Annotated in this window: 15 protein-coding genes; 10 read left to right on the forward strand and 5 right to left on the reverse strand. The window is 63.7% G+C overall.

The window, feature by feature from the left end:
- Nucleotides 1–23: 23 nt before the first annotated feature.
- Genes ACTHQX_RS06095 through ACTHQX_RS06105 form a run of 3 tightly spaced genes read right to left on the reverse strand, consistent with a single transcriptional unit; the run spans nt 24 to nt 5,598 of the window.
- A complete protein-coding gene (locus tag ACTHQX_RS06095) occupies nt 24–2,255 on the reverse strand; it encodes an FHA domain-containing protein (protein ID WP_440156252.1) in 2,232 nt (743 codons plus the stop codon).
- A 46-nt stretch (nt 2,256–2,301) separates the two neighbouring features.
- Nucleotides 2,302–3,906 carry a serine/threonine-protein kinase gene (locus tag ACTHQX_RS06100; RefSeq protein ID WP_440156254.1) on the reverse strand — a complete coding sequence of 535 codons (1,605 nt, stop codon included), beginning with the start codon at nt 3,904–3,906 and terminating at the stop codon, nt 2,302–2,304.
- Nucleotides 3,907–3,909: 3 nt separating this feature from the next.
- Nucleotides 3,910–5,598: a hypothetical protein gene (locus tag ACTHQX_RS06105; RefSeq protein WP_440156255.1), complete on the reverse strand. Its 1,689-nt coding sequence runs from the start codon at nt 5,596–5,598 to the stop codon at nt 3,910–3,912.
- A 419-nt stretch (nt 5,599–6,017) separates the two neighbouring features.
- On the opposite strand from ACTHQX_RS06105, the gene ACTHQX_RS06110 reads away from it, so the two are divergent.
- On the forward strand, nt 6,018–8,345 hold the full coding sequence (locus ACTHQX_RS06110; protein WP_440156257.1) for an nSTAND1 domain-containing NTPase: 2,328 nt from the start codon (nt 6,018–6,020) through the stop codon (nt 8,343–8,345).
- On the opposite strand, the gene ACTHQX_RS06115 is transcribed toward ACTHQX_RS06110, so the two are convergent.
- On the reverse strand, nt 8,342–10,207 hold the full coding sequence (locus ACTHQX_RS06115) for a glycoside hydrolase family 15 protein (RefSeq protein ID WP_440156259.1): 1,866 nt from the start codon (nt 10,205–10,207) through the stop codon (nt 8,342–8,344). The genes ACTHQX_RS06110 and ACTHQX_RS06115 overlap by 4 nt on opposite strands.
- An 860-nt stretch (nt 10,208–11,067) precedes the next feature.
- On the opposite strand from ACTHQX_RS06115, the gene sbnA reads away from it, so the two are divergent.
- The 8 genes from sbnA (at nt 11,068) to ACTHQX_RS06155 (ending at nt 22,958) form a co-directional block, all read left to right on the forward strand.
- A complete protein-coding gene (gene sbnA, locus ACTHQX_RS06120) occupies nt 11,068–12,081 on the forward strand; it encodes a 2,3-diaminopropionate biosynthesis protein SbnA (protein ID WP_440156261.1) in 1,014 nt (337 codons plus the stop codon).
- Nucleotides 12,078–15,068 carry a Pls/PosA family non-ribosomal peptide synthetase gene (locus ACTHQX_RS06125; RefSeq protein ID WP_440156263.1) on the forward strand — a complete coding sequence of 997 codons (2,991 nt, stop codon included), beginning with the start codon at nt 12,078–12,080 and terminating at the stop codon, nt 15,066–15,068. The genes sbnA and ACTHQX_RS06125 overlap by 4 nt, the downstream gene beginning before the upstream one ends.
- Before the next feature lie 16 nt (nt 15,069–15,084).
- Nucleotides 15,085–17,697: a non-ribosomal peptide synthetase gene (locus tag ACTHQX_RS06130; RefSeq protein ID WP_440156265.1), complete on the forward strand. Its 2,613-nt coding sequence runs from the start codon at nt 15,085–15,087 to the stop codon at nt 17,695–17,697.
- Nucleotides 17,697–18,704 (forward strand): TauD/TfdA family dioxygenase, encoded by a 1,008-nt coding sequence (locus ACTHQX_RS06135; RefSeq protein ID WP_440156267.1) that lies wholly within the window; start codon nt 17,697–17,699, stop codon nt 18,702–18,704. The genes ACTHQX_RS06130 and ACTHQX_RS06135 overlap by 1 nt, the downstream gene beginning before the upstream one ends.
- Nucleotides 18,701–19,768 (forward strand): 2,3-diaminopropionate biosynthesis protein SbnB, encoded by a 1,068-nt coding sequence (gene sbnB / locus ACTHQX_RS06140; RefSeq protein ID WP_440156269.1) that lies wholly within the window; start codon nt 18,701–18,703, stop codon nt 19,766–19,768. Before ACTHQX_RS06135 ends, sbnB begins: the two co-directional genes overlap by 4 nt.
- A 39-nt stretch (nt 19,769–19,807) precedes the next feature.
- A complete protein-coding gene (locus tag ACTHQX_RS06145) occupies nt 19,808–20,971 on the forward strand; it encodes a threonine synthase (protein ID WP_440156271.1) in 1,164 nt (387 codons plus the stop codon).
- 185 nt (nt 20,972–21,156) lie between these two features.
- Complete coding sequence (locus ACTHQX_RS06150; protein WP_440156273.1) at nt 21,157–22,323, forward strand: LuxE/PaaK family acyltransferase; 1,167 nt, start codon at nt 21,157–21,159, stop codon at nt 22,321–22,323.
- Nucleotides 22,320–22,958 (forward strand): hypothetical protein, encoded by a 639-nt coding sequence (locus ACTHQX_RS06155; RefSeq protein WP_440156275.1) that lies wholly within the window; start codon nt 22,320–22,322, stop codon nt 22,956–22,958. The genes ACTHQX_RS06150 and ACTHQX_RS06155 overlap by 4 nt, the downstream gene beginning before the upstream one ends.
- Nucleotides 22,959–23,149: 191 nt before the next feature.
- On the opposite strand, the gene ACTHQX_RS06160 is transcribed toward ACTHQX_RS06155, so the two are convergent.
- Nucleotides 23,150–24,220: a S66 family peptidase gene (locus tag ACTHQX_RS06160; RefSeq protein WP_440156277.1), complete on the reverse strand. Its 1,071-nt coding sequence runs from the start codon at nt 24,218–24,220 to the stop codon at nt 23,150–23,152.
- A 429-nt stretch (nt 24,221–24,649) separates the two neighbouring features.
- Here ACTHQX_RS06160 and ACTHQX_RS06165 point away from each other — a divergent pair, with 429 nt between their 5' ends.
- Entirely contained in the window at nt 24,650–26,806 is a 2,157-nt protein-coding gene (locus ACTHQX_RS06165; RefSeq protein WP_440156278.1) for an amylo-alpha-1,6-glucosidase, read from the forward strand.
- The last annotated feature ends 68 nt before the right edge of the window (nt 26,807–26,874 follow it).

Here is a 26,874-nt window from a genome sequence, read left to right on the forward strand (position 1 = left end):
GCGTCGGGCGTGTCAGCTGCAACTTATTTCCATGCATTCCGGGTAGCTGAGCGTTGCAGTACCCAGGCCGCCAATGCGAGGAATGCCAAGGCCTGGAGACTCAGAAAGGCAATGTCGATGAGCCACTGCTGGGCCGTTGGGTCGTACAACTGGTCTGCTTCGGCTGCGGGCGGTTTCTGGAAGCCTGTGGTCGCGGCTGTGGCGGCGTACCCAAAGCGCGCAGGCAGCAACCACGCCACTTGTTCCAAGCCGACGCGTCCGGATAGTGCAAACAGCCCACCACACAGAACAAGCTGCGCCGTGACCATGGCGAGGAGTGCTGGCATGGTCTGCGCCGTCGACGTGGCCGAGGCTGAGACGACAAGGCCGGCTACCGTCATGGTGATGCCCACAGCCGCCACCGCCACCGCAATTTCGATGTGTCCGCTACCCAACACGAGGGCGTCGTCGGGACCTGGGTGTCCAAGAAGCACCAGCATGGTGAAGACCGCGCACTGGCAGGCGACCAGCACTCCGAGAACCAAGACCTTGCTGAGCAGATATGCGCCAGGAGACAGGCCGGCCGCCAGCTCCCGCCGGTAGATGGGCCGTTCTGCTACCAACTCCCGTACTCCTAGCGCCGCACCCATGAGAGCGGCCCCGACGACGAGTACGATCAGCCGCTGTTGAATCTGTTTAAGATCGTTCATGGCCTCGTTGACGGAGAGTCCTGCCTGGCCCGGAATAGCAAGTGCCATCAGGCCCAGCACCACTGGCATGCCGATGAGAAAAATGACGGTAAGCCGGTCAGCCGCAACGACCGCCGCGTTGCGGCGGATCAGTGTCCATAGCTGGCGTCCACGAGCGGCACGTGGCGGCGGGGGCAAGTCGCCCGCAGGAAGCGCAACCGCTGCGGACGTGGTACGCGCCAAGTAAGCCTCCCGGGCAGGTGCTAGCGTATTACGGCCTGCCCACGTCTGGTCCTCCAACGCCGCCAAGGCTTCGGCGTAGTTGTCCACGCCGAAGAACGGGAGCACTTCAGCGGGTGGCCCGAAAAATGCTACCCGTCCGCTCGGGGCAAGGACCAGGACACGGTCGCACACGTCCAAGACTGGGACGCTTTGGGTCACCACCAGCACGACTCGGCTGGCGTCAGCGAGTGCACGGAGGCTGCCGATGACTTGCTTGTCCAGTCCGGGATCTAGTCCGGTGGTGGGTTGGTCTAGGAACAGGAGTTGGGGGGCGGAGAGCATCTCCAAAGCGATAGCCGTCCGTTTGCGCTGACCCCAGGATAGGGAGTCGATCCGCTGATTCATGTGCTGTGTTAGGTTTACCTCTGCAAGGACGTGGCTAACCCGCTCCTCCAACTCTGAGGCGCTCGTGTCGGGCGGTAGGCGCAGTTGAGCTGCGAAATGCAGGGCGCGCCGAACCGTGAGCTGACGGTGAAGGATGTCCTCCTGCGGCACCAGTCCCACGAGAAAGCGCATGTGTGCGTACTCCGCGTAGAGATCTCGACCGTTCCATGTTACGTGTCCGCGGGATGCCTGTTGCAGTCCTGTCACGGCGCCCAGAAGTGCTGATTTTGCTTGGACGGAGGGGCCGATAACGGCGACCAGTGTGCCCGCGGCCACACTCATTGACACGTCGTCGAGTAGAGGGTCGCCTGCTCTGGTGGTGACTTCCAGATGGCGGACACTGAAGATTGGACGATGAGGCGAAGGGCTCGCAATCTGCACGCCATTCCAGATCAGTGTGGTGGAACCCACACCGATTTGGTCACCAACCCGAAGTGTCGCTTCGCCGTCGACACGGTCCCCGTTTAGGAAAGTCCCGTTGAAGCTGCCTTCATCGCGTAGAACTGCTTGTTCGCTCATCGCTATCGTGGCATGTCGTCGAGACACCAGCGGGTCGCGTACGACGATGTCACAAGATCGCGAGCGCCCGACGCTTAGGACACGCTGCCTTCCTGGCTCGTGCAGCGGTTCTGCGGTGAGAAGCAGTTCAGGTCCGTCCAGCGCGCCAAGGCGCAAGCGTAGGCCCTCGGGATGAAGCGGTACGGGCCGGTCGAGGGCCTCCTCTGCGCCGACAATCCAGGTGCCGTTTCGGCTGGTCTGGTCGGCCACCCACCAACCGTCTGTGCTGTGCCATATGCGAACATGCCCGTGGCTGACGCGCTCGTCATTGAGGCGCACATCGGCGTGCTGGCCCCTACCTATTTCAATTTCCTGTGAAGGCGGAAAGCTCCAGTCGTGCCCGTCCATGTGGATGTGGAGCAAGGGTTCGCTCCTGGACGGAGTCGACCGCTCTGTCATGGCTTCGTCCTCATTGTGTCCGACGCAGGGAACCAGCGACCTTATCGAAAATCCCCGTGTTCTTCTCGAAGAGCGAAGACGGCGCGAAGAAGACGAGGAGTTGGCTGCTATCCGTCTCCAAGACACAGACACGCACCTGCAGGATCACTGACGACGACAGGGGAAGTGTCCCTTCCATGACCTGACCCTTGACCTCCCCGATGGTTGCGGTCCCACGATCAACCAACCGGGCGTCCGTGCCGGGCAGAAGTGCTTCGGCGGTACTGACCCGGGCGGACGGAGACTGCGCGCTTAGCACTGAGGCCTGGTGGTAGATGGTAAGCCCCACGACACTGGCCGGGTCCTGGGTTGCGGTTCGGGCAGCGGTTGCAGGGCCGTCTGGCTCGTCAGCGAATAGCGCCGTGACGTCTGCAGGAGACAGCACGCTGACCGTACTGTCACCCTCCGCTCCGCTGCGCGATGTCCAGCTTTTGGGGACTTGGAGAGTGTAGGGGACTCCCTTGGTGCTGAAGGTCACTCGCTCTTCCGCGGAGGGCCCCTGCGGGAGAACCAGCACGGCTGCCAAGATCAGGACGAACGCGGCCACCAGCGAGCCAAGTATCCAGGGGCTCACCCGCCTTGCGGACCGGACGAGTAGCCGCCTCTGGACCTGCCCTCGATGGCGTGCGGATGGTGCTTTAGTGGGCCGTGCCGTGGCGGCGTGCTGTACTTCCGGTGAGCTGGCGGGGACGCTGTTCGCGGCGACGGGCTCCCATGTTGGCAGACTTCGAAGGGTATCCATAGCGTCGATGAGGGCGCCGCACGAGGCGGGCCGTTCTTCCCGGTCTTTTGCCATGCCGGCCTGAATAGCGAGTCCGATCACTGTAGGGACCTCCGGCCGCTCCGCGCAGAGTAGCGGTGGCTCCTGCGTCATGTGGGCCCACAGCTGGGCGGAGTCGTCGTCGTAATCAAACGGAGGGTGGCCAGCCAGCAACGCGTATCCAACGCAGGCCAGCGCGTAAACGTCCGCTCTACCGTCAACGTCGTCACCCCGGATCTGTTCGGGAGCGACGTAGTCCAACGTACCAAGGAAGTGGCCTGCAGTGGTTACACCCGTGGCGGACGACGCGCGCTTCGTTAGGCCAAAATCGGTTAGGTAGACATGCCGGTGGCCATACACCTGATCGTCGGAAAGCAGTATGTTTCCTGGTTTGATGTCCCGGTGTACGAGCCCCGCATCGTGTGCGGCGTCCAAGGCGGAGGCGGTGTCTGCAAGGACGCGCATCACTTCGGCCAGTGGAAGTGCGCCACGGGTGTCCAGTTCCTCCTTTAGATCCGTACCGTGGACGTAGCGCATGGCAATGTACAACAAGCCGGATGATTCCCCCGCCCCGTATATAGGAAGAATGTTCGGGTGGTCGACGGACGCTGCTAGCCGGGATTCGCGGACGAAACGTTGCCTGAACTTGTCGTTCGCCGCAAGTTCTGGTGCCAGCAGCTTTAGGGCAACGGGGCGGTTGAGTTGGACATCGAACGCTCTGTACACAACACCCATGCCACCACGGGCGATCATCGACTCAATCCGGTAGCCGGCCAGTTCCATTCCTGGATCGAGGTAGTTGGGCTTCAAACCCATGATTCATCCGATCCGTTGGCCACAACCGACGCAGAATTGCCATTCCGGCTGAAGCTGCCGGCCGCACCTGAAGCAGAACGCCGATACCTCGCTCACGGCACGGGGTGCAAGCGGCCCTGCATAGCGCGTTCCGCCCGCGCCGGGACGTGCGCCGTCGTTGGCGTTATGACCCGAGTTCGAGGCTGGTGGTGTTGCGAATTGCATGGCCGCCGGCGACTGCGGTGGCCTGAAATGCTCTCCCGCGTCAGTTCGACCCGAGTGATATTTACCCGGCCCGGCCCGCTCATCGGTGTCCCCGACTTTGGTAAGCTCGGTCCGCTCGACGCTCGCTCGGGAATGGCTCGGAGCCATCGGCCCAGCCCTCAATGGCTTCGGGGCTGGAGCGCCCGAGGCCACGGGAGGGCTACTATCGGCGCCGGGGGCAGTGGCGACAGCAGCCCTCCGCCGCATTAGGACCACGCTTACCCCGATGACTGCCAGAATCACGGCGCCCGCGAGGACGGCTAGAAGCGGCCCGGGCAACGACGCCGCCGAGGCGGCGTCCTCTGAAGTCTGTGCCTGGCCCGCCGGAGCGCGCGTGGCACCTTGCGCACGGGCCTCGGCGAGACGGTTCCTTGCCAAGGCGGAGTCGAAATACGTCAAGGACTCCTGAAGCGCACTTTCTGCTGACCCGCCCTGGTTGCCTGCCGCGAGATGGTCGATGCCCCGACGGAAAACGGCGTCAAACCGCGAAGGCGACACCTGGATTCCCGCCTTCGCTAACGCGGCCTTGATGGCCGCGGCCGGCACGAGCGTGGCCTTTCCATCAGGTTGGCGCGAACCCGCCAGACCGAGAACCTGTCCTGTCGACCGATCGACTACCGGACCGCCGGCCACGCCGTCCCTCAGTGGCCCGGCGAGATCCGTCGCGAACCCTATGCGGTTGCCGGCCATGTCAACCGTAGCTGGAAACTCAGCCGGAGAAACCGCCGCTAAGGGACGCTTTGTGAAGCCCAGCAGGACGCCGCCGATTTTGGCCGCGGCGGTTGTAGCCAGCGCGGCGGTTGGTGCCGCACCACCTCCGCTTATTCGAATAAGCGCGACGTCGTTTGGCTTGGACGGCTTGTTAAGCAACTCGGCAATGACGTCTCCTGGCTTGGACGTGTAGGTGTGCACGTGGTACTGGGGCACCCGGAAGAGGATGCAGTGACTCACCTTCTTGTAGCAGTGTTGAAGGTGCGGCCCCCAGTGGGGGTCGGGCGTGGAGCCCCGAATCGCTGGGTTCCCATTGTTGCCGACAATGGGTACGTGAATCACGTTGGCAAACAACTCGTTCGCGGAGTAGACAGCGACAGCATCCTCGTCGACCGTGAGGCTCTCCCAAGTGGTGGCCACGACCCCGTCAGCAGAAAGCAGTATCCCGGTGGCGGACTTCAGCGGCACGACGGACCGACCTTGGGAAATCATCGCTACCCCAGTGGAAGCGTCGATGTGCGCGATCTCCGCCACTGCCACTAGTTCTATTCGTACGAGGGCTGCCTTTGATCCCTCCATGCCGCTTTGGAGGGTGGCGGTTGGCGAAGGGGCGGGACTACTGGCCCCCGTCACGCCGGCCGCGACGACGAACGCAAGCAGGACCTTGAGCAGCGAGACCAAGGAATGCAGAATGCCGAGTCTCACCACGGCTTCTCTGTTGAAGATCACAGTTCCCATTGCCGCTAGCCCCCTTCCATTGCCGGTCAGGGGTTACCCAGACCGTATGGTGAGACCATATGCATGAAACTATATGGGTGAGGCTAACACGCACCGCGATACATCGGAAGACACCGATTGGCTCGTAAGCTGGCGCCGCCCATCATTGCAGTGGAATGCTCCCCGGGTGCACCATTGACGCCATGCGAAGGCCTGCGCTCTACTGCCTGTGGAGGATCGAGCCTGTGCCTCCCCCGGTCGGAGGAGGTGCGCGGCGCACTAGCCCCCACCTGCTTACCTGGATGCCGTGCTCTGAACTATTACTGTCCGTGGGTGAAACGCAGCGGCCGTCGGATTTACGGGCGAGGTTGAAGCCTGGCTTCCCCTTGTTCACTAAAGTTGCTGCTGCGCGGAGACAACTGCTGTAGTGGGGCGATCGCATGTCACGCATCTTCCTGAGCCATTCGAGCCGGGACACTGCTCAGGCCATCGCGCTGAAGCGGTGGCTGGTCGAGCAGGACGCTGGCCTAACGGACGAGATATTTCTCGATCTGGATCCGGTAACCGGTATCCAGCCCGGCGAGCGTTGGAAGGAAGCCCTTCGACGCTCCAATGCGCGGTGCGAGGCCGTGATTTGCCTGCTGTCCCGGCACTGGGAGGCATCAGCCGAATGTAGGACCGAGTTCAGGACGGCCGAGTCCCTGAACAAACTGATCCTGTGCGCCAGGCTCGAGCCTTCGACGCAACCGGGTGTTACTGGAGAATGGCAGCGCTGTGATCTTTTCGGAGACGGCCCCAGCACACAAATTCCGGTGGACGGCGCCGACCGATTTGTCACATTCGAGACGGAGGGTTTGCAGCGGCTGCGCCGAGGGCTTCAGAAGGCGGGCATCGGAGCGGAACACTTTGTGTGGCCACCAACAAATGATCTCAACCGTGCGCCTTACCGGGGTTGGCAGCCGCTGGAGGAAACGGACGCTGCAGTGTTCTTTGGCCGCGACGGGCAGATTATCAGGGCTTTAGATGAGCTGCGGGGGATGCGCAGTTCCGGTATAGAGTCGCTGTTCATGATTCTGGGTCCTTCGGGCGCCGGTAAGTCGTCGTTCCTGCGGGCCGGTTTGCTGCCCCGCCTGAAACGGGACGACCGGCACTTTGTGGTGTCGGAGATCATGCGCCCCGAGCGCAACGCGCTGACGGGGGAGCAGGGTTTCGCCCACTCGATTCATGCGTTGCGACGCAGTGTGGGATTGAATCAGCCTTCACTGGCCGAAATCAAGGATGCCTGCCTTGCAAAAGACGCAGAACGGCTCCGGGACTGGCTGGCGGAGGCGAGAAAGACAGCAGCCTTCCACCTGCCTACGGAGACAGGCGAAACACCCCAGCCCACCCTGGTGTTGCCCTTGGATCAGGCCGAGGAGCTTTTCAACGTGGACGCCGGACCCCAGGCCCCCCGGTTTCTGGAACTCCTGGGACTGTTACTTGGTGGTGACGGAGGCCCCGGGCCCGCATTGTTTGTTGCTGCCACCATCCGGGCGGATCGGTACGAGATGATGCAAACTGCGCCGGCACTGGCGAATGTCGGCGCCCGAGTTTTCAATGAACTCAGGCCGATGCCTGTGGCCCAGTTCAAGGAGGTCATCCTGGGACCAGCCGCACGGGCTACGGCGGCCGGCCGGCCCCTGAGGGTGCAGCCCGATCTAGTCGACCGGCTTCTTGCCGAGTCAGCGGAGGGTGCGGACACTCTGCCATTACTCTCGCTAACCCTCGCCCGACTGTATGCCGACTTCGAAGGGTCAGGGGAACTGACCTTGAACGGATATGAGGCCATTGGCGGCATGAACAGTGTTGTGCAGACAGAAATAGACGCAGTGCTCGCGCGGGAACCCATGGAGCGTCAGGCCCAGCTCGAGCAACTGCACAGGGCATTTATTCCTTGGCTGGCGACCATCAACCCGGACAATGATCAGCCCATGCGCCGCGTCGCGCGGCTGACGGACCTTCCGGCGCAGGCCCGGCCGCTGATTGATCTGTTGGTGGCCAGACGCCTGCTGGTCAAAGACATCCGTGGTGGCGATGCCGTCGTTGAGGTGGCTCTCGAAAGCTTGCTGCGCCAGTGGAAGGAACTGGCCGGCTGGCTGGCCAACGAACGGCAGGACCTCAAGGAGGCGGACAATATTGAACGCGCCGCTGCGGCATGGGAAACCAGCCGCCGCGGAAACGCCTGGTTGCTGGAGGGGGTCAGGCTGACTGGTGCAGAGGTCCTGGCCTCGAAGCCTGGGTTCCGCCACCGCCTGAAGACTGCCCGGGATTTCCTTATCGCCTCCAGAAGGCGGGAGAACGAACGAATAGTCGCGGCGAAGCGGGCCGAGCTTCAGGCCGCTCGAGAGAAGCAGGAAGCAGCAGAGATGCAGGCAACGGTACTGCGGAAAAGCGCCCGCGTGCTGAAAGCGGTCCTCATTGCTGTGATTCTGATAGCGGCAGTTTCCGTCACCGGCTTCGTGCGTGCCACTATCGCAGCAGGAGAGGCCTCGGCGCGCACCTGCGGGGCAAGCCCGCTACTGCTGCCAGCTGAGACACCCGGGATGCCACAGATCCTGGCCCCGCAAGCTTTGACGGAACGCGTGGTGAACCAGTTACCGGCGTATCAGGGTTCACTGAACAGCGGCGCCTTCTACCTGGACGGCCGGCGGCTCGTCTCCAATCGCGCCGAACGAACGGTCTGGTTTCGGGACGTGGGAGCCGGGGTCCCTCGGGAAATCAGCGACTAGGACGGAAGACCCGAAGGCCCTGCGCTCGCATGTGATTCCCCGGCCCCTTTCGCATCGGCCCCCATAGTGGCCCTGTTCAGAGCGTCGGCAGCCCTGATCAGGGTTAGGTGCGAGAATGCCTGCGGATAATTTCCTGCCATTCGGCTGCCGGTCGTATCGTATTCCTCGCTTAGCAGTCCCAAGTCACTGCTGCAACCGATGAGCCTGTCCATAAGCCTCTTTGCATCCGGCACCCGGCCCGACCGGGCGTACTGCTCAACGAGCCAGAAGGAGCAGGCAAGGAACGGGTATTCCCCTGGTGCAAGCCCATCGGGGCAGGATTCCGTTCGATAGCGAACCAGCAGGCCGCTCCCGTCAAGCAGGTCGTGTTCCAAACGGGACACCGTGCCGAGCATTCTTTCGTCGTCGTAGGCCAGAAAGCCTACCTGCGGCAGAACCAAGAGGGATGCGTCCACTTCGGTGTCCCCATAGGTCTGCGTGAAGGAGTTTATGTCAGTGTTGAAACCCTGTTCCATGATTTCTGCGCGGAGCTGCTCCCGGAGTTCCGACCACCGCGTGGCCGGGCCTTCAAGCCCGTGCTCCTCTACTGCCTTGACCCCAGAATCCATTGCGGCCCACATCATGACACGGGAATGAGTGAAGAACCGCTGCTCGCCGCGCATTTCCCAGATGCCGTGGTCCATACGGCTGATATTGTTTTCGACGAACCAAAGCATGTTTCTCTGGAGCGGCCAGGAGAAATGATCCTCGTGCACGCCAAGCTCGCGGAGTTTCGCCAGGGCCACCATGACTTCACCAACAACGTCGCCTTGGTATTGGTAGACCGCCCGATTGCCGATCCGCACTGGGCCGGATCCCTCGTAACCCGGCAGGTGACCTAGGACCCGCTCCGGCAGCTCCCGCTCGCCGGCTATGCCGTACATGATTTGCAGATCGCGCGGGTCCCCGGCCACTGCTCGCAGTAGCCAGTTTCTCCAGCACAGTGCCTCCTGTTGGAAGCCATGGGTCATCATGGCTTCCAAGGTCAACGCCGCATCACGTAGCCAGCAATAGCGGTAGTCCCAGTTGCGTTGGCCGCCGAACTGTTCAGGCAGCGATGTGGTGGGCGCAGCCACAATGCCCCCGGTCCTCTCGTGCGTCAGCGCGCGCAGGACGAGCAGCGAGCGTTGTACTTGCTCGTCATAGTTACCTTGCGAGACGTAGTTGCTGGACCAACTTTTCCAGTAGGTGCCGGTCGTCTGCAGCGCCAGGTCTACGTCGACTGCCTCCGGCGGAACCTCGTGGGAGGAGAAAGCACGCAGCTGCAGATCAATGGTCTGACCGGCTTCCACAGTGAACGTCCCAACATGCGAATAATCGGAGGCGGCGCGGGGGAGAACTTCCGCCCTCAGCATGACAGCCTGGGGCCCAGCGACAGCCAGCAGCGCCTCTCCGTCGTCGTCGTATATTCGATGGACCCAGGGCAGAATCTTTCCGTACCCAAACCGCAGTTGCAGTTCCTGGCGCATCAGAACGCAACCTTCGAGCCCTTGAATTCTGCGAACCAAGGTAGTGCCGCTTACACCGATCGGCATGAACTCTGTCACCAAAACTTCACCGCTGCCGGTTCTCCACCGAGTTTCTAAGATAAACGTGGAGCGCCTGTACCGCCGCGCTACTTCCGCGGACCCTTCGGTCCGCTCCTCGCCGCCAGATGGTGCGAGGAGCCACCGGCCATGGTTTTCGGTTCCGACCAAGGCACCGAAAACCGATTCAGAATCGAACCTCGGCAAACAGAGCCAGTCAACGCTGCCCGTTCGGGAAATTAGCGCCCCGGTGCGAAGATCGGATATGAAGCCGTATTCCTCGATCGGTCGGGTCATGTCGCTAACTCAACCACAATCGACTGTGCCACGCAGCCAAATTCCGGACCGAATCTAGGAGCGCTAGCGGAAATCGTGGCCGCCCGCGGTCGGCCAGCCGCCTGGCGCCCGTCGCTCGATTTCTTCGTCCGCGAATGGCCGCCGTGGCGGAGGCGTTGTGGCAACACCTTCGCTTCCGCGTGCGGTGTCCCGCCGGATCATTACGTTTTGTAGTGCGGGTTGGCAGAAACGCTGTTCCGGTAGAGCTTGGTGTAGCCGTTCGGATACGTCCAATGGTGGTGGTCGGGCTGTGGGCGGTGTGGTCTTTGACCTGCATGTTTGTGGATCTGCCCATCGGGCAGGGACAGCGCCGCTAAATCCGGTGGACCAGTCACCAAGAGACACCGAATAAGGAGCAGCCTCCGCCGGCCCGTCCTGAACCGATTGGGCCAGCCATCAGCGCGTCGCGGATCCGGTGTGTGGACCGTGCGCCGGTGCCTGGCCTGGGCGGTCTGGAACTCCCAAGGCCAATAATCGATAGCCCCCTGGCCTCAACAGGGGGTTGCCTAAGAGATACAAGTGCCCAAACCGTGCCAGCACGGAAGCGCGCACCACAACGAGACCGCACTATTGATTTACCGGATCAAAGGACAGATTCGGCGAATAAGGCCCACAGGAAAGATCGCGACGACCTCGGCCACCAACGGCCATTCCGGTGGCCGCAGTGTTCCGCATGTGCCGCTCTGCGCGGCTCTTCTTGAAAAGTGAAATATCCGGACGCAGATGTCCGTCACCTTTCAGACACAACCACCCATTACACACAAGCTGGCAGGAACATCCCCAACCCTGGCCAGGCTCATGGCAGGGGAACGAGGAAGAACATGCCGATTATCAAGGATCCGCACCTGTTTAACGAGCAGAGCCTGTTCGTTGATCTGGAAGGGGTGCTGGCCCGCCGCCTCTATCTGAAGATCGAAGGGTTCAATTACGCCGGCTCCATTAAGCTCAAGCCCGCGCGGGAGATGGTTGAGCGCGCCGAGCGGGAGGGGCTGATCGGTCCGGGTTCGATCCTCGTAGAGTCCTCCTCGGGCAACCTCGGCGTCGCGCTTAGCATGATCGCGGCGAGCAAGGGTTACCGCTTTGTGTGTGTGATCGATCCGCGCTGCAACCCGGCAACCCGGCAGCTGATGGAGTCGCTCGGGGCACAGGTGGACCTGGTCACCGAACCGGATCCCGTTGACGGTTTCCTCGGGGGCCGGCTCAACCACGTGCGGGACCTGTGCGCGTCTGACGAGCGGTACATCTGGCTCAACCAGTACACCAATCCCGGCAACTGGGGAGCGCACTACCGCTGGACTGCCCCCGAGATCTCCAATCAGTTCCCCGACCTGGACGTGTTGTTCGTGGGTGCCGGGACAACGGGGACCTTGATGGGTTGCGCGCGGTATTTCCGTGAGCACCGGCCCGATGTCCGGATTGTCGCCGTTGACGCGGCAGGATCGGTATCGTTCGGCGGCCAGCCGGCCACCCGCCTGATCCCGGGACTGGGCATGAGCGTGCGGCCGCCGCAGCTTGACGAGTCCTTGATCGATGACGTGGTGATGGTCGAAGAACTGGACACGGTGCGCACCTGCCACCGCCTCGCGGCTTCCGGCTTCATGCTCGGTGGCTCCACCGGGACTGTGGTCCACGGCGCTGTGTCGTGGCTCGCGGACCACGACGCCCGGGACCTGACGGCGGTGGCCATCTCCCCGGACATGGGCCGTCCCTATCTGGACACTATCTACAACCCTGCCTGGGTCCGCGATCAGTTCGGGGCCGAAGCGCTGCACCCAGTACCCGTACCGGTGGCTGACTACGTGGCCACCGCCGCACAAGGGAGTTTCCTGCAGTGAGCCTGCCCGTTGAGAACCTTCAGGGGACTTTGCGTCCCACGCCTTCCATCAATCCCCCTATTTCTGTGACAACCGCGGCTCCGGCCGGGGACGGCTCTTCAGCCACGCCGGCCACGGGTGCGGACGCTGTTTTGGAGCGCCGGCTGGCGGCTCTGCTCGCCTCGGTGGTGAAGAAGGACGATGTCCGCGTGGACGCCAACTTCTTCTACGAATTGGGTGCGGACTCGCTGGTCATGGCGCAGTTCTGTGCCCGGGTGCGCAAGCAGCCGGACCTGCCGGCCGTGTCGATCAAGGACATCTACCGGTACCCGACGATCTCGGCGCTGGCCGCGGCCCTGGCGCCGGCGGAAGAGGCGACGGCGCAGGTGCAAGTGGCGACGGCGTCGGTGCAGGTGCAGGACCGGTTGGCGGAGGTGCTCTCCGGCGTGCTGGGCGTCGAGCAGGTGCCGGTGGACTCCAATTTCTTCCAGGACCTGGGCGCGGACTCGCTGGTCATGGCGAAGTTCTGCGCCCGGGTGCGTAAGGAGCCGGACCTGCCAGTGGTGTCGATCAAGGACATCTACCGGTACCCGACGGTCTCGGCGCTGGCCGCGGCTTTAGGTAGTACCGAGCTGTGGGTTTCGGGCGGTCCGGCGGTTGCAGGGGCGTCGGCTTCAGAGGCAACAGCATCGGTTAGGCGGTTGGCCGGCACACCTGCGGTAGTTTCTGCGCGGAGATCTCGGGGCGGGCGCTATCGCGCTCTGCCCGTGGCGCGGGCGCGGGCCAGTACGTTCGAGTATGTCGTGTGCGGCGCGTTGCAGGTGCTGATCTTTCTGGCTTACATTGCGTTGTTTTCGGTGGCTTTCGAGGGTGGCTTGGGGTGGATCTGGGCAAGCCAGAGTCCCTTTGAGGTCTACCTGAGAAGTGCGGCCTTCGGGGGTGGCACTTTCGGGGTCATGTGTGCAATTCCTGTCCTGGCCAAATGGGTTCTCGTTGGCCGGTGGAAGCCTGAAGAGATCCGGATTTGGAGTCTGGCTTATGTGCGGTTCTGGTTGGTCAAGACGCTGGTGGTGGCTAACCCGCTGGTCCTTTTCGCCGGTTCACCACTGTATCTGTTCTACCTGCGTGCTCTGGGAGCTAAAGTCGGGAAGGGCGCAGTGGTTTTCACCAGGCGGGTGCCTGTCTGCACTGACATGCTCACCATTGGTGAGCATACGGTCATCGACAAGGACACCTTCCTCCTGGGCTACCGGGCCGTCAGTGGTGTGATCCAGACCGGGTACGTGTCAATCGGCAAGAACGTCCTCATCGGTGAGAAGGCCGTGCTGGACATTGATACCTCAGTGGGGGACGGGGCCCAGTTGGGCCATGCTTCCTCGCTGTACGCTGGTCAGGCCGTTCCCGCGGGCGAGCATTGGCACGGCTCTCCCGGGCGCCGGACGGATTCGGATTACCGTGCTGTCGCGCCGGTTGAAGGCCGTCCTTGGAAGCGGGCGCGGTACGGCATTCTCCAGCTGATGCTCCATCTGGGCGTGACGCTCCCGTTGGCATTCGGCGGATTTGCATTGCTCCTCATTCAGGTGCCGTGGCTCTCGGCCCTCCTCGCGGCGCCTGGGGCTTCGTTCACTGGGGCGGGGTTGTTAGGCCTGGTGCTGGCGACCTCCGTGATCGTCTTCTTCGGACGCATCCTCCTCAGCCTCTTTTTTGTGATGACTGTCCCTCGGCTGCTGAACCTCTTTATTAGGCCGGATCGGACGTACCCCCTGTACGGGTTCCGCTTCGCGTGCCATCGAGCTGTCGAGCGACTGTCCAACCGGCGTCTACTGCATACCCTCTTTGGTGACAGTTCCTACATCCTGCCGTATCTTCAGCGCCTTGGGTACAAGCTTGCCCCGGTGGTTCAGACCGGGTCGAACTTCGGCACTGAGATCAAACACGATAATCCATATCTCAGTTCCGTCGGCCGCGGAACGGTGGTTGCCAGCGGCATCTCAATCGTCAATGCCAATTACTCCAGCACCTCGTTCAGCCTTTCTCGGACGTCGATCGCGGCCAACAGCTTCTTGGGAAATGAGATCCTTTACCCTCCCCAGTCCAAGGTTGGCCAGGATTGCCTCATTGCCACGAAGGCTCTCGTACCCATCGATGGGCCGGTCCGCGAGGGTGTCGGGCTCTTGGGTTCGCCGGCCTTCGAGATCCCCCGCACAGTGCTGCGGGACAGCGAATTTATCCGTATGGCCGGCGACGAGGAGTTCCCGCGCCGGCTCGCAGCAAAGAACCGGCACAATCTTGTCACCATCGGGTTGTTCCTGCTGGCACGCTGGTTCTACGCCTTTGTTGTCACTTTCTTCGGGTTCCTGGCAATAGACCTAAATGACATGGTGGGAGGCGCATCAGTCATACTGCTCACGGTGTCCACGCTGCTGTTCACTCTGTTCTACGGCGTAATCATTGAGCGCGCTTCCACGGGATTCAAACCCTTGAAGCCCAAGCACTGCTCGATATACGACATTGACTTCTGGCGGACGGAACGCTTCTTCAAGCTCGAAGCTGAGGTGAGTCCGTTCTTCAATGGCACGCCGTTCAAGGGCACGATCCTGAAGATGCTGGGTGGAAAGGTCGGCAGGCGGCTCTTCGATGATGGCGCACAGATGGCCGAGAAAAACCTCATCACCCTCGGCGACGACGTCGCCCTGAACACCGGGGCCTGGGTCCAGTGCCATTCGCAGGAGGACTACGCGTTCAAGTCCGACGCGATCACGATCGGTTCGGGCTGCACGGTCGGCGTCTCCGCGATGATCCTATACAGCGTGAAGATGGGCGAGGGAGTGGTGCTCGCGCCGGACTCCTTCCTGATGAAGGGCGAGGAGATCCCAGCCTTCGAGCGTTGGGGAGGCAATCCTGCCGAAGCATTGTCCGCTTCGACTTCTAGCGAGCCGGCGCGGCCACTCGGTACTGCCTCACCGGCATCGATTGGCGGTGCCACAGATGCAGTCGCAGCGTATTGATCGGGGAGACCAGAATATGGATGTGCTGACTGACGAGCAACGTGACTTCTGGCGGGGCATGCTCGCGGGGGGCGGGCGCGCTGCCGTCCCGCGGTGGACCCGGGATCCCCATCCCGGATTGGACGAGCACTACGAGAACATCCCTCATGATCTGGTGGGGACCTTGCGTCGGCTGGCAGAGGGCCTGGGGACGACTCTGGACGTTCTGCTGTTGGCCGCCCACGCCAAGGTGGTCGCCGTGTTGGCAGGGCAGTGTGAGGTCGTCATCGGGTATGCGGCGGCTCCCGGGCGCCGGGTGCTGCCGTGCCGATTGACGACCGAACCGGCGTCTTGGCGGGCGCTCCTGGCAGAAGTGGGCCGTGTGGAGCGGGAGTGCCGCCAGCATTTTGAGGCCGGCGGGTACGGGGATCCCCTCGACGGTCTGTGCCAAGAGCTGAACCTGAGTCGCCCGGTCTTTGAGACCGTGCTCGACCCGTGGGACGCCCTGGGGGAGCTGACTGAGGACACGGTTCTGCAGGTGGCGATATCCCATGGCAGCACCGGGTCCCGGTTGCGGCTGCGGTATCGCACCGATGCTCTCGACGCTACCGCCGCAGAGCGCATTGCCGGCTACCACGTCAGCGCGCTGGAGGCGATCGCGGCGGAGCCCGACGCCGGGCATGCCCGCGTGTGCTTGCTCTCTCCTGAGGAACTGCGCCTGCAACTGGAGGAGTTGGCGGGCCCCAAGCGTGAGCTGCCGGATCTGCGGGTGCATGAGATCTTCGAGCAGCGTGCCGGGTCCGACCCGGAAGCGGTCGCTGCCGTGCACGGTGAATTCAGCCTGACGTACCGTGAGCTGAACGCCCGGGCGAACCGGGTGGGCAGGGCGCTGCAGGCTCGGGGACTGGACCAGGAGACGGTGGTCACCGTGGTGATGGAGCGCAACCTGGATTGGATGGTGACCGTTCTGGCCATCTGGAAAGCCGGGCTGGCGTACCTGCCGCTCGAGCCGCACTTCCCGCCCGAGCGGATGGCCACGGCGATATCGCGGGCGCAGTCCCCGCTGGTGGTGACGGAGCGGGCCAGCACTGCCACGCTCGATCAAGCGTTGGCGGCCCTGCCGGGGGTGAAAGAGGTGTTCGTTGATGTGCTCGCCGCGGAGGTTCAGGGCGGGGGGAACCTCGGCGTGGCCGTTGCCCCCGACCAGCTCGCGTACGTCCTGTTCACCTCCGGGTCCACGGGACAGCCGAAAGGCGTGATGTGCGAACACGCCGGGATGCTGAACCACATGTACGCCAAGATCGACGACCTGGGGGTGCGCGAGGGCGAGGTGATCCCGCAAACGGGTCCACAATGCTTCGACATCTCGGTGTGGCAGCTGGTGGCGGCCTTGCTCGTTGGCGGGCGGACCCTGTTTGTTGACCAGGACGCGATCCTGGACGTCGAACGGTTCGTTGACACGGTGGTGGATGGGCGGGCGGGCGTGATCCAGGTTGTTCCGTCATACCTTGAGGTCATCGTGTCTTACCTGGAGCAAAACCCACGGAAGCTGCCGGACCTGCACTGCGTGTGCCCCACTGGCGACTTCCTGAAGAAGGAGCTCGTCCAGCGCTGGTTCGCGCTTTACCCTGATGTTCCGGTCGTGAACACGTATGGGCTGACCGAGACGTCGGACGATGCGGTCCACGAGATCATGGACCGGGCCCCGGCAGGGCCGCGGGTGCCCCTCGGAAGACCGATCAACAATGTACACGTTGACGTGGTCGATGAGTTCGGCCGTCCGGTGCCGCTGGGCGCGCCTGGGCTGATTGTGTTCTCCGGTGTGTGCGTGGGCCGCGGGTATGTCAACGATGCGGAGCGGACCGCTGCGATGTTCGGCCCCGACCCGAACCGTGCCGGTGAGCGTGTCTGCCGTACCGGCGATTATGGCCGGTGGATGCCGGACGGGAAGCTTGATTTCCTGGGACGGCGCGATCACCAGGTGAAGATCAGGGGCTTCCGGATCGAGATCGGAGAGATCGAGAATGCCCTGCTTCGCGTGCGTGGAGTGCGCGACGGTGCCGTGGTCGTCGCTGAGGGCGCCGACCAGGTCAAGTTCCTCGTGGCGTTCTACTCAGGCAAAGGGGCCCTTGAGATCGCCGGGCTGCGCAAGCAGATCGCGTCGCACGTACCGGACTACATGGTCCCGTCGGCGTACCGGTGGCAGGAAAGCCTGCCTCTGACCGGCAACGGGAAGGTCGACCGGAAGTCCCTGGCCAGTATGGCGCAGGACATCCTACCCGAGGCCGGGAACGTCACTGATGCCCTGTCGCCCACCGAGCAGCGGCTCGCCGAGGCCTGGGCGAGCGTGCTCGGACTGCCAGCTGGCAGGATCGGTGGACAGGACTCCTTCTTTGCCCTCGGCGGGACCTCGCTGTCCGCAGTCAAACTCGCTGTACTGCTCAAACGCGCGGTGTCGATCAAGGACATCATGCAGACGCCCGTCCTGGCGGACCTGGCAGCCCTGCTCGAGGCCTCATCCTTGGCAGAGACTGCCGTTCCGCCGCCACCGGGACCGGCGCCAGCCGCCGCGGAACCCGACTCCATGGCCCCGGTCGGAGCACCGGTGGCCCATTCCCACCCGTCACCTATGAAACGAAAGGCCCTCTGATGTCATCACCTTCACCCAGGATCCAGTTCGAGGTCGAACGCCAAGCCGGCCGGGCGCCGCTGCTCACCGTCGAGGACGGCCACGGCCCCGTACGGTGGGCCGAAGAGAACCGTGAGGCGCTGCGGGCGGCGGTAGCGGAGCACGGCGCCGTCCTGGTCCGCGGCCTGGGCCTGCGGGACCCGGCCGAGGTGGCCGATACCTTCGGGCAGCTGGTTCCAGGCGGGCTCATGCCGGACCGGGAAGCGTTCGCCGCCAGGCAGCCCTACCTGGACGACGTGTACTCGTCCCTGACTTGGCCCGCTAACCAGCCCATGTGCATGCACCATGAGCTCAGCTACGCGCTCGAGTTCCCCTCCCTGATGCTCTTCGCCTGCCTCCGCGCCCCCGACGCCGGCGGGGTGACCGGTGTCGCGGACGGCTCCGCCGTGCTCCACGCCCTGCCCCCGGACATCGTCCGGCGCTTCGAAAACGAAGGGTGGCTGCTCACCCGCAGCTACAACGAAGACATCGGTGCCAGCTACCAGGAGGCGTTCGGGGTCTCGGACCGTACCGACGTCGAAAACTACTGCCGAACCCATGACATCGAGTTCCAGTGGCAACCCGACGGAGAACTGCGCACCCGGCAACGGCGCCCCGCCGTCCTCCGGCACCCGGTCACCGGCCAACGCTGCTGGTTCAACCAGATCGCTTTCCTGAGCGAATGGACGGTTGCTCCCGAGGTGCGGGAGTACCTCGTCGACGTCTACGGCCCAGACGGGCTGCCGTTTAACACCCGCTTCGGCAACGGCGAACCGATCGGCGAGGACATCATCGCCCTCCTGAACGAGATCTACGAAGCCCACACCCTCCGCACCCCCTGGGAGACGGGAGACCTCATGCTCGTCGACAACATCCGCACCGCCCACAGCCGCGAGGCCTATGAAGGGCCCCGGGAGATCCTCGTCGGCATGGCCGAACCGCGCAACATCTTCGATCTCGACAACCACACCCAGGACGGTGCCCGATGACAGAACTAGCCAATTCCCCATCCGCAACCGACGCAGAACCCAAAACAGTCCCGCCCTTCGCCGTCATTCCCGGAGCCCAGGTGCAGGAGGTACTCAGCGGCAGGGAGAAGCAGGTGGTCGAGCTGGTTGAGCAGACCTACCGGGTGCATGCAGCCGGAGACTCGGTAAACCCCCCGTCCTATTTCCTGCGCTTCCCGGACCGGCCCACCTCGCGCATCATCGCCCTGCCCGCCTCGATCGGAGGTGACGTAGGAGTCGACGGCATCAAATGGGTCTCCAGCTTCCCGGAAAACGTCTCCTCGGGGATACCGCGCGCCTCAGCCGTGCTGATCCTCAACGACCAGGAAACCGGCTACCCCTTCGCCTGCATGGAAGGCTCCATCATCAGCGCCTCCAGGACCGCTGCATCGGCTGCCGCGGCGGCCGACTGGCTCAGCCGGGGCCGCGGGCGTCCACGAAGGATCGGGTTCTTCGGCGTCGGCCTCATAGCCCGCTACATCCACACCTACCTGAAGGCCACCGACTGGTCCTTCGACGAGATAGGCGTGTTCGACCTCTCCGGGGAAAGTGCCGAGGGCTTCAAAGGCTACCTCGAGCGCAGCGGCACCGGAGCACAGGTAAGCGTGCACGAGAGCCCCGAGCAGCTGATCAGAAACAGCGACCTCATCGTGTTCGCCACCGTCGCCGGCCAGCCGCACGTGCACGACACGGCCTGGTTCGCGCACAACCCCCTGGTACTTCACGTGTCCCTGCGCGACCTGGCCCCCGAGATCCTGCTGGCCTCAACCAACATCCTCGACGACATCGACCACTGCCTAAAAGCCGGAACATCAGCCCACCTCGTGGAACAGATGACCGGCAACAGGAACTTCGTGGACGGCACCTTGGCGGACGTCATGGAAGGCAAGGTCTCGCCCGCCGACGACCGCCCCATCGTGTTCTCGCCGTTCGGCCTGGGCGTGCTCGACCTCGCAGTAGGCAAATACGTCTACGCCGAACTCGCCCACACAGGCCAACTCCACGTCCAAGAAGACTTCTTCTCCGAGCTGCGTAGGTACGGCTAACGTGGAACGCACGGACACGCGGGAGGAGGCGCATCCGGCATGGGCAGAGTGACAGGTTCAGTACATACCTCCGGGTGCGAGTGGCTGCAGTACGACTATGGTCCCGGTTTGGTTCCCGAAGAGGGGCCCGAACCATTCACGATGTGGCGGTACCGCCACCTCCTGCCCCTGTCCGACGGGCCGGTGCGTTATCCACTGCCCATCGGAGGCACGCCGCTGCTTCCGGCCCCGGCGCTGAGAGCCGCCTTGGGGACACCGTCCCTGTGGGTCAAGGATGAGACCCGCGGCCCGACGGCGTCGAACAAAGACCGGGCTACGGCGCTGGTGATCGAGGACGGGTTGCGGCACGGCCTGGACACCATCACGACGGCTTCGACGGGCAACGCCGCAGTTGCGACGGCGTTCGGGGCGGCAGCTGCGGGAATGCGGGCAGCCATCTTTGTATCGATCGATTGTCAGGAGGACAAACTCGCACTGATGACGCAGGCTGGGGCATGGGTGTTCCAGGTTCCTGATGGCTACGCGGCCGCCGTCGACCTGTCGCGCGCAGCGGTCGAGGAGTTCGGCTGGGTGGACCGGAATACCGGCGTGAATCCCCTGACGACCGAGGCCAAGAAGACCGTGGCCCTGGAGGTCTGGGAGCAGCTAGGCCGCCGGATGCCCGACGTGATGGTCGCTCCGGTGGGGGACGGTCCCACTCTCGCCGCGCTCGAGAAGGGCTTCGCCGAGTTGGTCGCATGCGGAGTTGCCGCCAGTAAGCCCCGCCTGGTCGGTGTGCAGGCTCAGGCCTGCCAACCGCTGGTGCGAGCCTGGCAGGGGACCGCTCCAGCACCCGACGAACTGGACCCGGGGTCCACGTTGGCCGACGGGATCGCCGTCCTGCGGCCCGCCATCGGCGATGCGGTGCTCGGAGCGGTACGTTCCAGCGGCGGCGCGATGGTCGCCGTGAGCGATTCTGAGCTCATGGACACCGTCGGTTTGCTGGCCTCGACGGCGGGCGTCGGCGCGGAGCCGGCTGGCGCCGCGTCGCTGGCGGGCTTGCGGAGTGCTCTGCGTGAGGGGCTGGTGGACCGCAAAGAGACCATCGTCGTGCTGGTCACCGGTCGCGAGATCAAGGCGGCGGGCTCCCCGAGCCGGGGCAGGGTTACAGTGGCGCACCGGCTGGATGACGTGCGGGAGGCATTCGGAAGGGTTCCCCTGTAACAGGGTCTCCGTAGGTGACCACCCCCTGCGGCAGGGGCGGAAGAGACGACCCAGTGAGGAGCAGTCTCATGCCGGCAACGGCCGCACCTCCGATGATGATGCTGCCAGCGCGCGCGTGCTGCCAATCCAGTCCCACCAATTCGTGCCCATCTGGGCGACGACCGAGCAAACCGAGGAGTGACAGAATGCTCTCCCTACCGCAGATGCTGGGGAATGTGTCCCAGGCATACTTCCAGTCTCCTGAGGACTGGTCACGGTCCGTGACCGACGTCCTGCGGGAGGCCGCGATCTACCATCAGGCCGGAAACGGCTTCTACCGCGCCCAGTGTGAGGCGTTGGGAGTCGATCCCGCCGCGATCAACGACATCAACGACCTGAAATCCCTGCCGTTGTTGCCGGTCGGCATGTTCAAGCGTCCCGACGCCAGGGTGCTGCTGACCTGCTCCCTGGCCGACGTCGAGACCGAAACCCGCTCCAGCGGAACCCGCGGTGTGCCGTCCGTCGCCCCCCGCAACAGCGAGACATCGACCCGGGCGCTGGTCGCCCTGATCGGGACCTACCGGGAGTTCTTCAGTCTCTCCGGGGGCGCGGGACTTTTCCTGAACCCCTCGGACCCCGAAGCCTCGGAGATGGGACTGCTCAAGGACTTGAACGTCCTGAACAGCGTTTTCGACCACCACGCATATCTCGTTGCCGACCAGGCGTTCGACGCCGGGGAGGCCCTGGAGCACCTGCGCCGGTGGGCCGGACACATGACACGCCACATCATCAGTCCGCCGTTCCTCATCGGCCGGCTCCTGCGGTTCCTTGAGCAGGAAAACATCAAGGTGCGCCTGGACCCGTACAGCATGATCATCACGCTAGGCGGCTGGAAACGGCACACGGCCGAGGCCATCCCTGACGAAGACTTGCGGGAGCGGTGCCACGACCTGCTTGGCGTGCGGGCGGTGAACGTGCGGGACATGTACGGGATGATCGAGTCGAACATGCTCGCTGTCGAGTGCCACCTGCACCGCAAGCACGTTCCGCCGTGGTGCTACATCTCCATCCGGGACCCTGCCCAGAGCGGCAAGGAGCTCGCCCCGGGACAGACCGGCACCATCGCCATACTGGACGCCCTCAGCACCAGCTACCCCGGTTTCCTCCTCACCGACGACATCGGCGACGTCCAGACCGGCACCTGCGGGTGCGGCAGAACCGGCCAGGTCATCACCTACCGCCGCCAGGGACAGGGCGGCGGGCCTGGCCACTGCCCGGTCAGCATCGAGCGCTACCTCGGCCCGGGCACCGCCGGGGCTGAGGTGCCGGCACGGCAGGGCCGGGTCACGGTGATGGAAAGGACAGGCCCATGAAAGCGCCCTCCTCCATCGCCGGAACCCGCCCGTTCCGCAGTACCGCCACCGCCCAGCAGGAAACGGCACCGCCCACGGTCAGCCAGATGCATGAACTAACGACCGGCAGCAGCATGCCGCCCGCAGTGCAGACAGACCCGGCCGCGAACGTACGCGCCGGCGTCACAGTCTATTTCCTGGGCGGCGAGCAGAACCTGCTCTACGTTGAGGTCAACGGACAGTGGGTGGAATACGTCAAGTCCGCCCCGCCGCCCGCGGATCCGAGGCCGGCAACTCAAACGCCCCTGACCCACCCAAACCCGCACACGGACACAAACCAAAACGCCCGCCCGGGCCCCGACGGATGGCCGCGCCCTCCTGCATGGCCTGACCCCGTCCACTGGGCCGGCTACACCTGCCACAGCCCCTACGAAATCACCCGGGAACGCAAACGCCGCGTCTACCACGATCCCACCACCAGGCCGGACCTGCTATTCACCGGGAACGCCGGGGCACCCGCCCTGCCCCTGCCGGTCCTGGAGCCAGCCAGGCACCTGGCAGACCCGGAACCATGGCTCGATCCCGACACGGGGAACCGGTTCTCCTCCGTCCAGGCCAGCACCGTCCTGAAGCTCCTGAGATACGCCCCGCGCTAACCGTTTACGGCTCCCGCTGTTTGGTTTGGTAAGACACCGCCCCGCTCACACCGAGGTTCCAGTTCGGCAAAATAGCCCGATGAGAGACGTGAGGCAGTTAGCCGCGGGACGGACCCTTCCGCCCACCTGGGACGCTGCCCACTGCTGAGATGGAAGCACCCTGCGAGCCTTAAACAACTTCAACCGATTGTTCAGCTAGACGGCGCACCTCGGGTGTAGTCGGCGGTAACCACCTGCGTAAAACCGTCTAGCCGAATATTCCCGCCATAGGGCAGGATCCACTGAGGACGAGTGTGCCCGAACGGGACGCCGAGACAGACGACGGCATCATCGTTGTAGCGCGCAACCTCGCTGATTACTGCCTCATAATGACTCGTCCGGAGCTGTGCGCGGTCGTGGGGAGGCGGCACAACCCCATAGTTGCTCGCTGGAGGTCGCGCGACCAGGATTCCGTCAACGGCGGCCAGGACGCCTCTCTCACCGAGAGCACGTACCCACCTCCTGATCTGCACTGCGGGTGGAATCTCCTCGCTTGCTTCGAGAAGGAGGATTTTACCCTGGAGGCACTCGAGCGGCGGCAGTCGGTTCGCAAGCGCAAGCTGGTCTATGACCTCGAAGCACCCGCCCCAAGTGCCGCCTTCTGCGATACGCCTTGGTCCCGCCCACAGCCACGGCTCAGTGCGCTCACGCGAGCCGAAGTCCGTCAGAGCACTGAGCGAACGCCAGTCCGGTCCAAAATCTTCTGACGCACCTGGATCGAAGATGTTCACATGGGCATCTTCGAAGAGGGCGGCGCGCAGTGAGGTTAGATGAACCTCATCGATGTGGGGGCCCGGTCCGATGTGCACTTGGGTTGACCCACCGTAATAGCCTGGGATACCCAAAGACCACAGCCAGTTGAGGATATTGGTGTTGTCGCTATAGCCGAAGAACGGCTTCGGGTCCGAAAGGGCAAGTTCAGCATTGAGGTGCGCGACGACGGTGATCTGGTCGTCGCCGCCGACGGTTGTGAAGATGGCCCGGATGCTGGGGTCAGCGAAGGCGGCGTTTACGTCGGCGGCGCGTTCTTGAGCCGACGCTCCCAGCGTGCGGGTCGTCGCATACTCCACGGGCACGAGCCCCGTCACGGAGAAGAGCCGCTGCATAGCCCGCTCGTGAATAGCCGGCGCGAACCCCGGCGCTGCAAATGACGGGGACAGAACAGCAACTCGATCACCCGGCGCAAGCTTAGGAAGGGGCACGAAGGCCGCGGACTGTGGCACTCATCGATTCAACCACCTCTAGGCCCGCTGAGGCAGCCACTGCTATCCGGAATATGCCGGCGGAGTTTGCCATGCCGGAGAGGGCGGAGTTTGCCACACCGGAGCGAAGTGTCCCGCTCTTCTTGCCCAGGCGAGTTGGCGGCAGAAGGTTCGTCAAGCCGTGGTCAGGGGATTACTGGCCCGGCTGGATACAGAAGATGCGGGTCTGCCGCATTACGCCGTTCACGGGTGTCGTGAAGTTTGCCCGGCTGTGGGACCGATCAGTTGAAGCACCTATGCGCCGTCACCAAGGTTTCGAACACGGGGCTGGCATCACCTCGTGCACGGGCGTACCGTCGTTTTGACAATCAAGGCAGCGATCGCCTGGTTCGACCGGACACAAGGGCGCCGGTCTGCTGAGCCCGTTGCAGTCAATCCTTGGAGGAGCCGATGGCTGGATGGAATGCTGACACTGCTGCCGGGCCCCTCGGTTCAGCAACGGTCACCTTGATAGAGGGGGCCTCCTTTTGCATCTCATCGGATAGCGGAGATCTTCAGCCTGAGTACCCGCACGGGGTTTTTGTCGAGGATACGCGAATCCTATCCCGCTGGAATTTGACCGTTAACGGCCAGCCGCTGGAGCCCTTGGCCGCCAAGACCAAGCAGCCCTATCGTGCTTTCTTCGTCGGTCGGGTGCATCGCTCGGATGGATACGCAGACAGCCCGCTGATCGTCGAACGACTCCGTGAGGTAGGTGCCGGAATCCTGGAACAGATCACGGTCAGAAACTACTCACCAACCCCTGCCGAGTGCATTGTTTCCTTTAAAGCCGAAGCGGACTTCGCGGACCTCTTCGAGGTGAAAGAAGCACGCATACAGCGGTGCTGGGATGAAATCCGCCAGATTGATGGCGACGCACTCACTATCCGGGCCGGCTGGGAGGACATCCGGAAGGGCGTGGCCATCCAAGCCCCCGGAGCAGACATTACGCCAGAGGCGCTCACGTACCGCGTGACCGTCCCGCCGCACGGCCATTGGACCGCGGTCCTGACCGTGATACCCAGCATCGAGGGGGCCGACTGCGCGACTGCGTTTGTCCACCGAGACGGGGACGGCTTGTCGCCCAGGGACCGGCGCCGGCAGGCGTGGGTGTCCAATATCCCGGTCGTGCAGATGGGTAACCGCTCCATTGAGCGGACTCTGCGGCGCAGCTACGAAGATTTGGGTGCGCTTCGCATTGAAGATCCTGACCACCCGGATCGGGTGGTGGTTGCTGCCGGCGCGCCATGGTTCATGGCGCTGTTCGGCAGGGACTCGTTATGGGCTTCCATCATGGCGCTGCCTGTCGACCCATCCCTGGCTGTCGGTACTATCCAGACCTTGGCTGACCGCCAGGGCAGCGTCGTGGACGAGATGAGCGAGGAGGAGCCGGGCAAGATCCTGCACGAAGTTCGGTTCGACGTGTCCAGCAGGTTGTCCTTGGGCGGCAAGTCCTCGTACTACGGGAGCGTCGACGCCACACCGCTGTTCGTGGCCTTGCTCGGGGAAGTCAGTCGCTGGGGTTTCGCCGCGGATACGGTTGCGTCACTAATGCCCAACGTGGACCGCGCGATGGACTGGATCCGGGACTACGGGGACAGGGACGGGGACGGTTTCGTGGAGTATGAGCGTCTCAACGACCGCGGGCTGATCAACCAGGGATGGAAGGACTCCTGGGACGGCATCAACTTTGCTGATGGCAGGCTGGCCGAGCCTCCGATCGCGCTGTGCGAGGTGCAGGCCTATGTATATAGCGCGTATTTGGCGCGCTCCTGGATAGCCTATGATTCCGGTGACGCGGACTTGGCCGTGAAGTACCGGGACCTCGCTGCACGGCTGAAGAGGCAGTTCAATGAACAGTTTTGGCTGCCTGAGCACGGCTACTATGCCGTTGCCCTTGACGCCAGAAAGAGACCGGTTGATGCCTGTGCTTCCAACATGGGTCACGGCCTGCTGTTCGGACTCATCGATGAGGACAAGGCCCCGCTCGTAGTGGAACGCCTGATGTCCCCTGAGATGTTCAGCGGATGGGGTGTCCGTACTCTGGCCAGCGACATGGGCGCCTACAACCCCGTCAGCTACCACAACGGGTCGGTGTGGCCGCATGACAACGCGATCATCGCGGCCGGTCTGCTTCGCTACGGCTTCGTAGCCGAGGCACAGCGGATCGCAACTGCCCTGCTGGAGGCGGCCGAATATTCGGATGGGCGACTGCCCGAACTGTTCTGCGGCTTTAGCCGGGAGCACTATGACGAGCCCGTGCCGTACCCCACAGCCTGCTCGCCCCAGGCCTGGGCTGCCACCACCCCCATTATGCTTGTCAAGAGCCTGATGGGTTACTACCCAGATGTCGCCCTCGGCGGCCTATGGATGGATCCCGTCCTCCCGGACTCCTACGGCGGTGTGCACATCACCAACGCTCCCATGGCAGGCGGCCGTATCACCATCGACATCGCCGGATGTACTGCGTCTGTCCGGGGGCTACCCGAGGGTATGGTGCTCCGGCACGGTTCGCGCCCTTGGGCGGCGGACCTCGTGGAACGTGCGGCAAGGCGCGGAAAGGCTTAGCAGGATCGGCGCCGGGCGGCGATTTCTCGTGAGTCCGAAATTCAGTGCGCCTTTTGGGTGGTGTTTCG

This window comes from Arthrobacter sp. SAFR-023 (assembly GCF_051965295.1).
Taxonomy (GTDB): Bacteria; Actinomycetota; Actinomycetes; order Actinomycetales; family Micrococcaceae; genus Arthrobacter.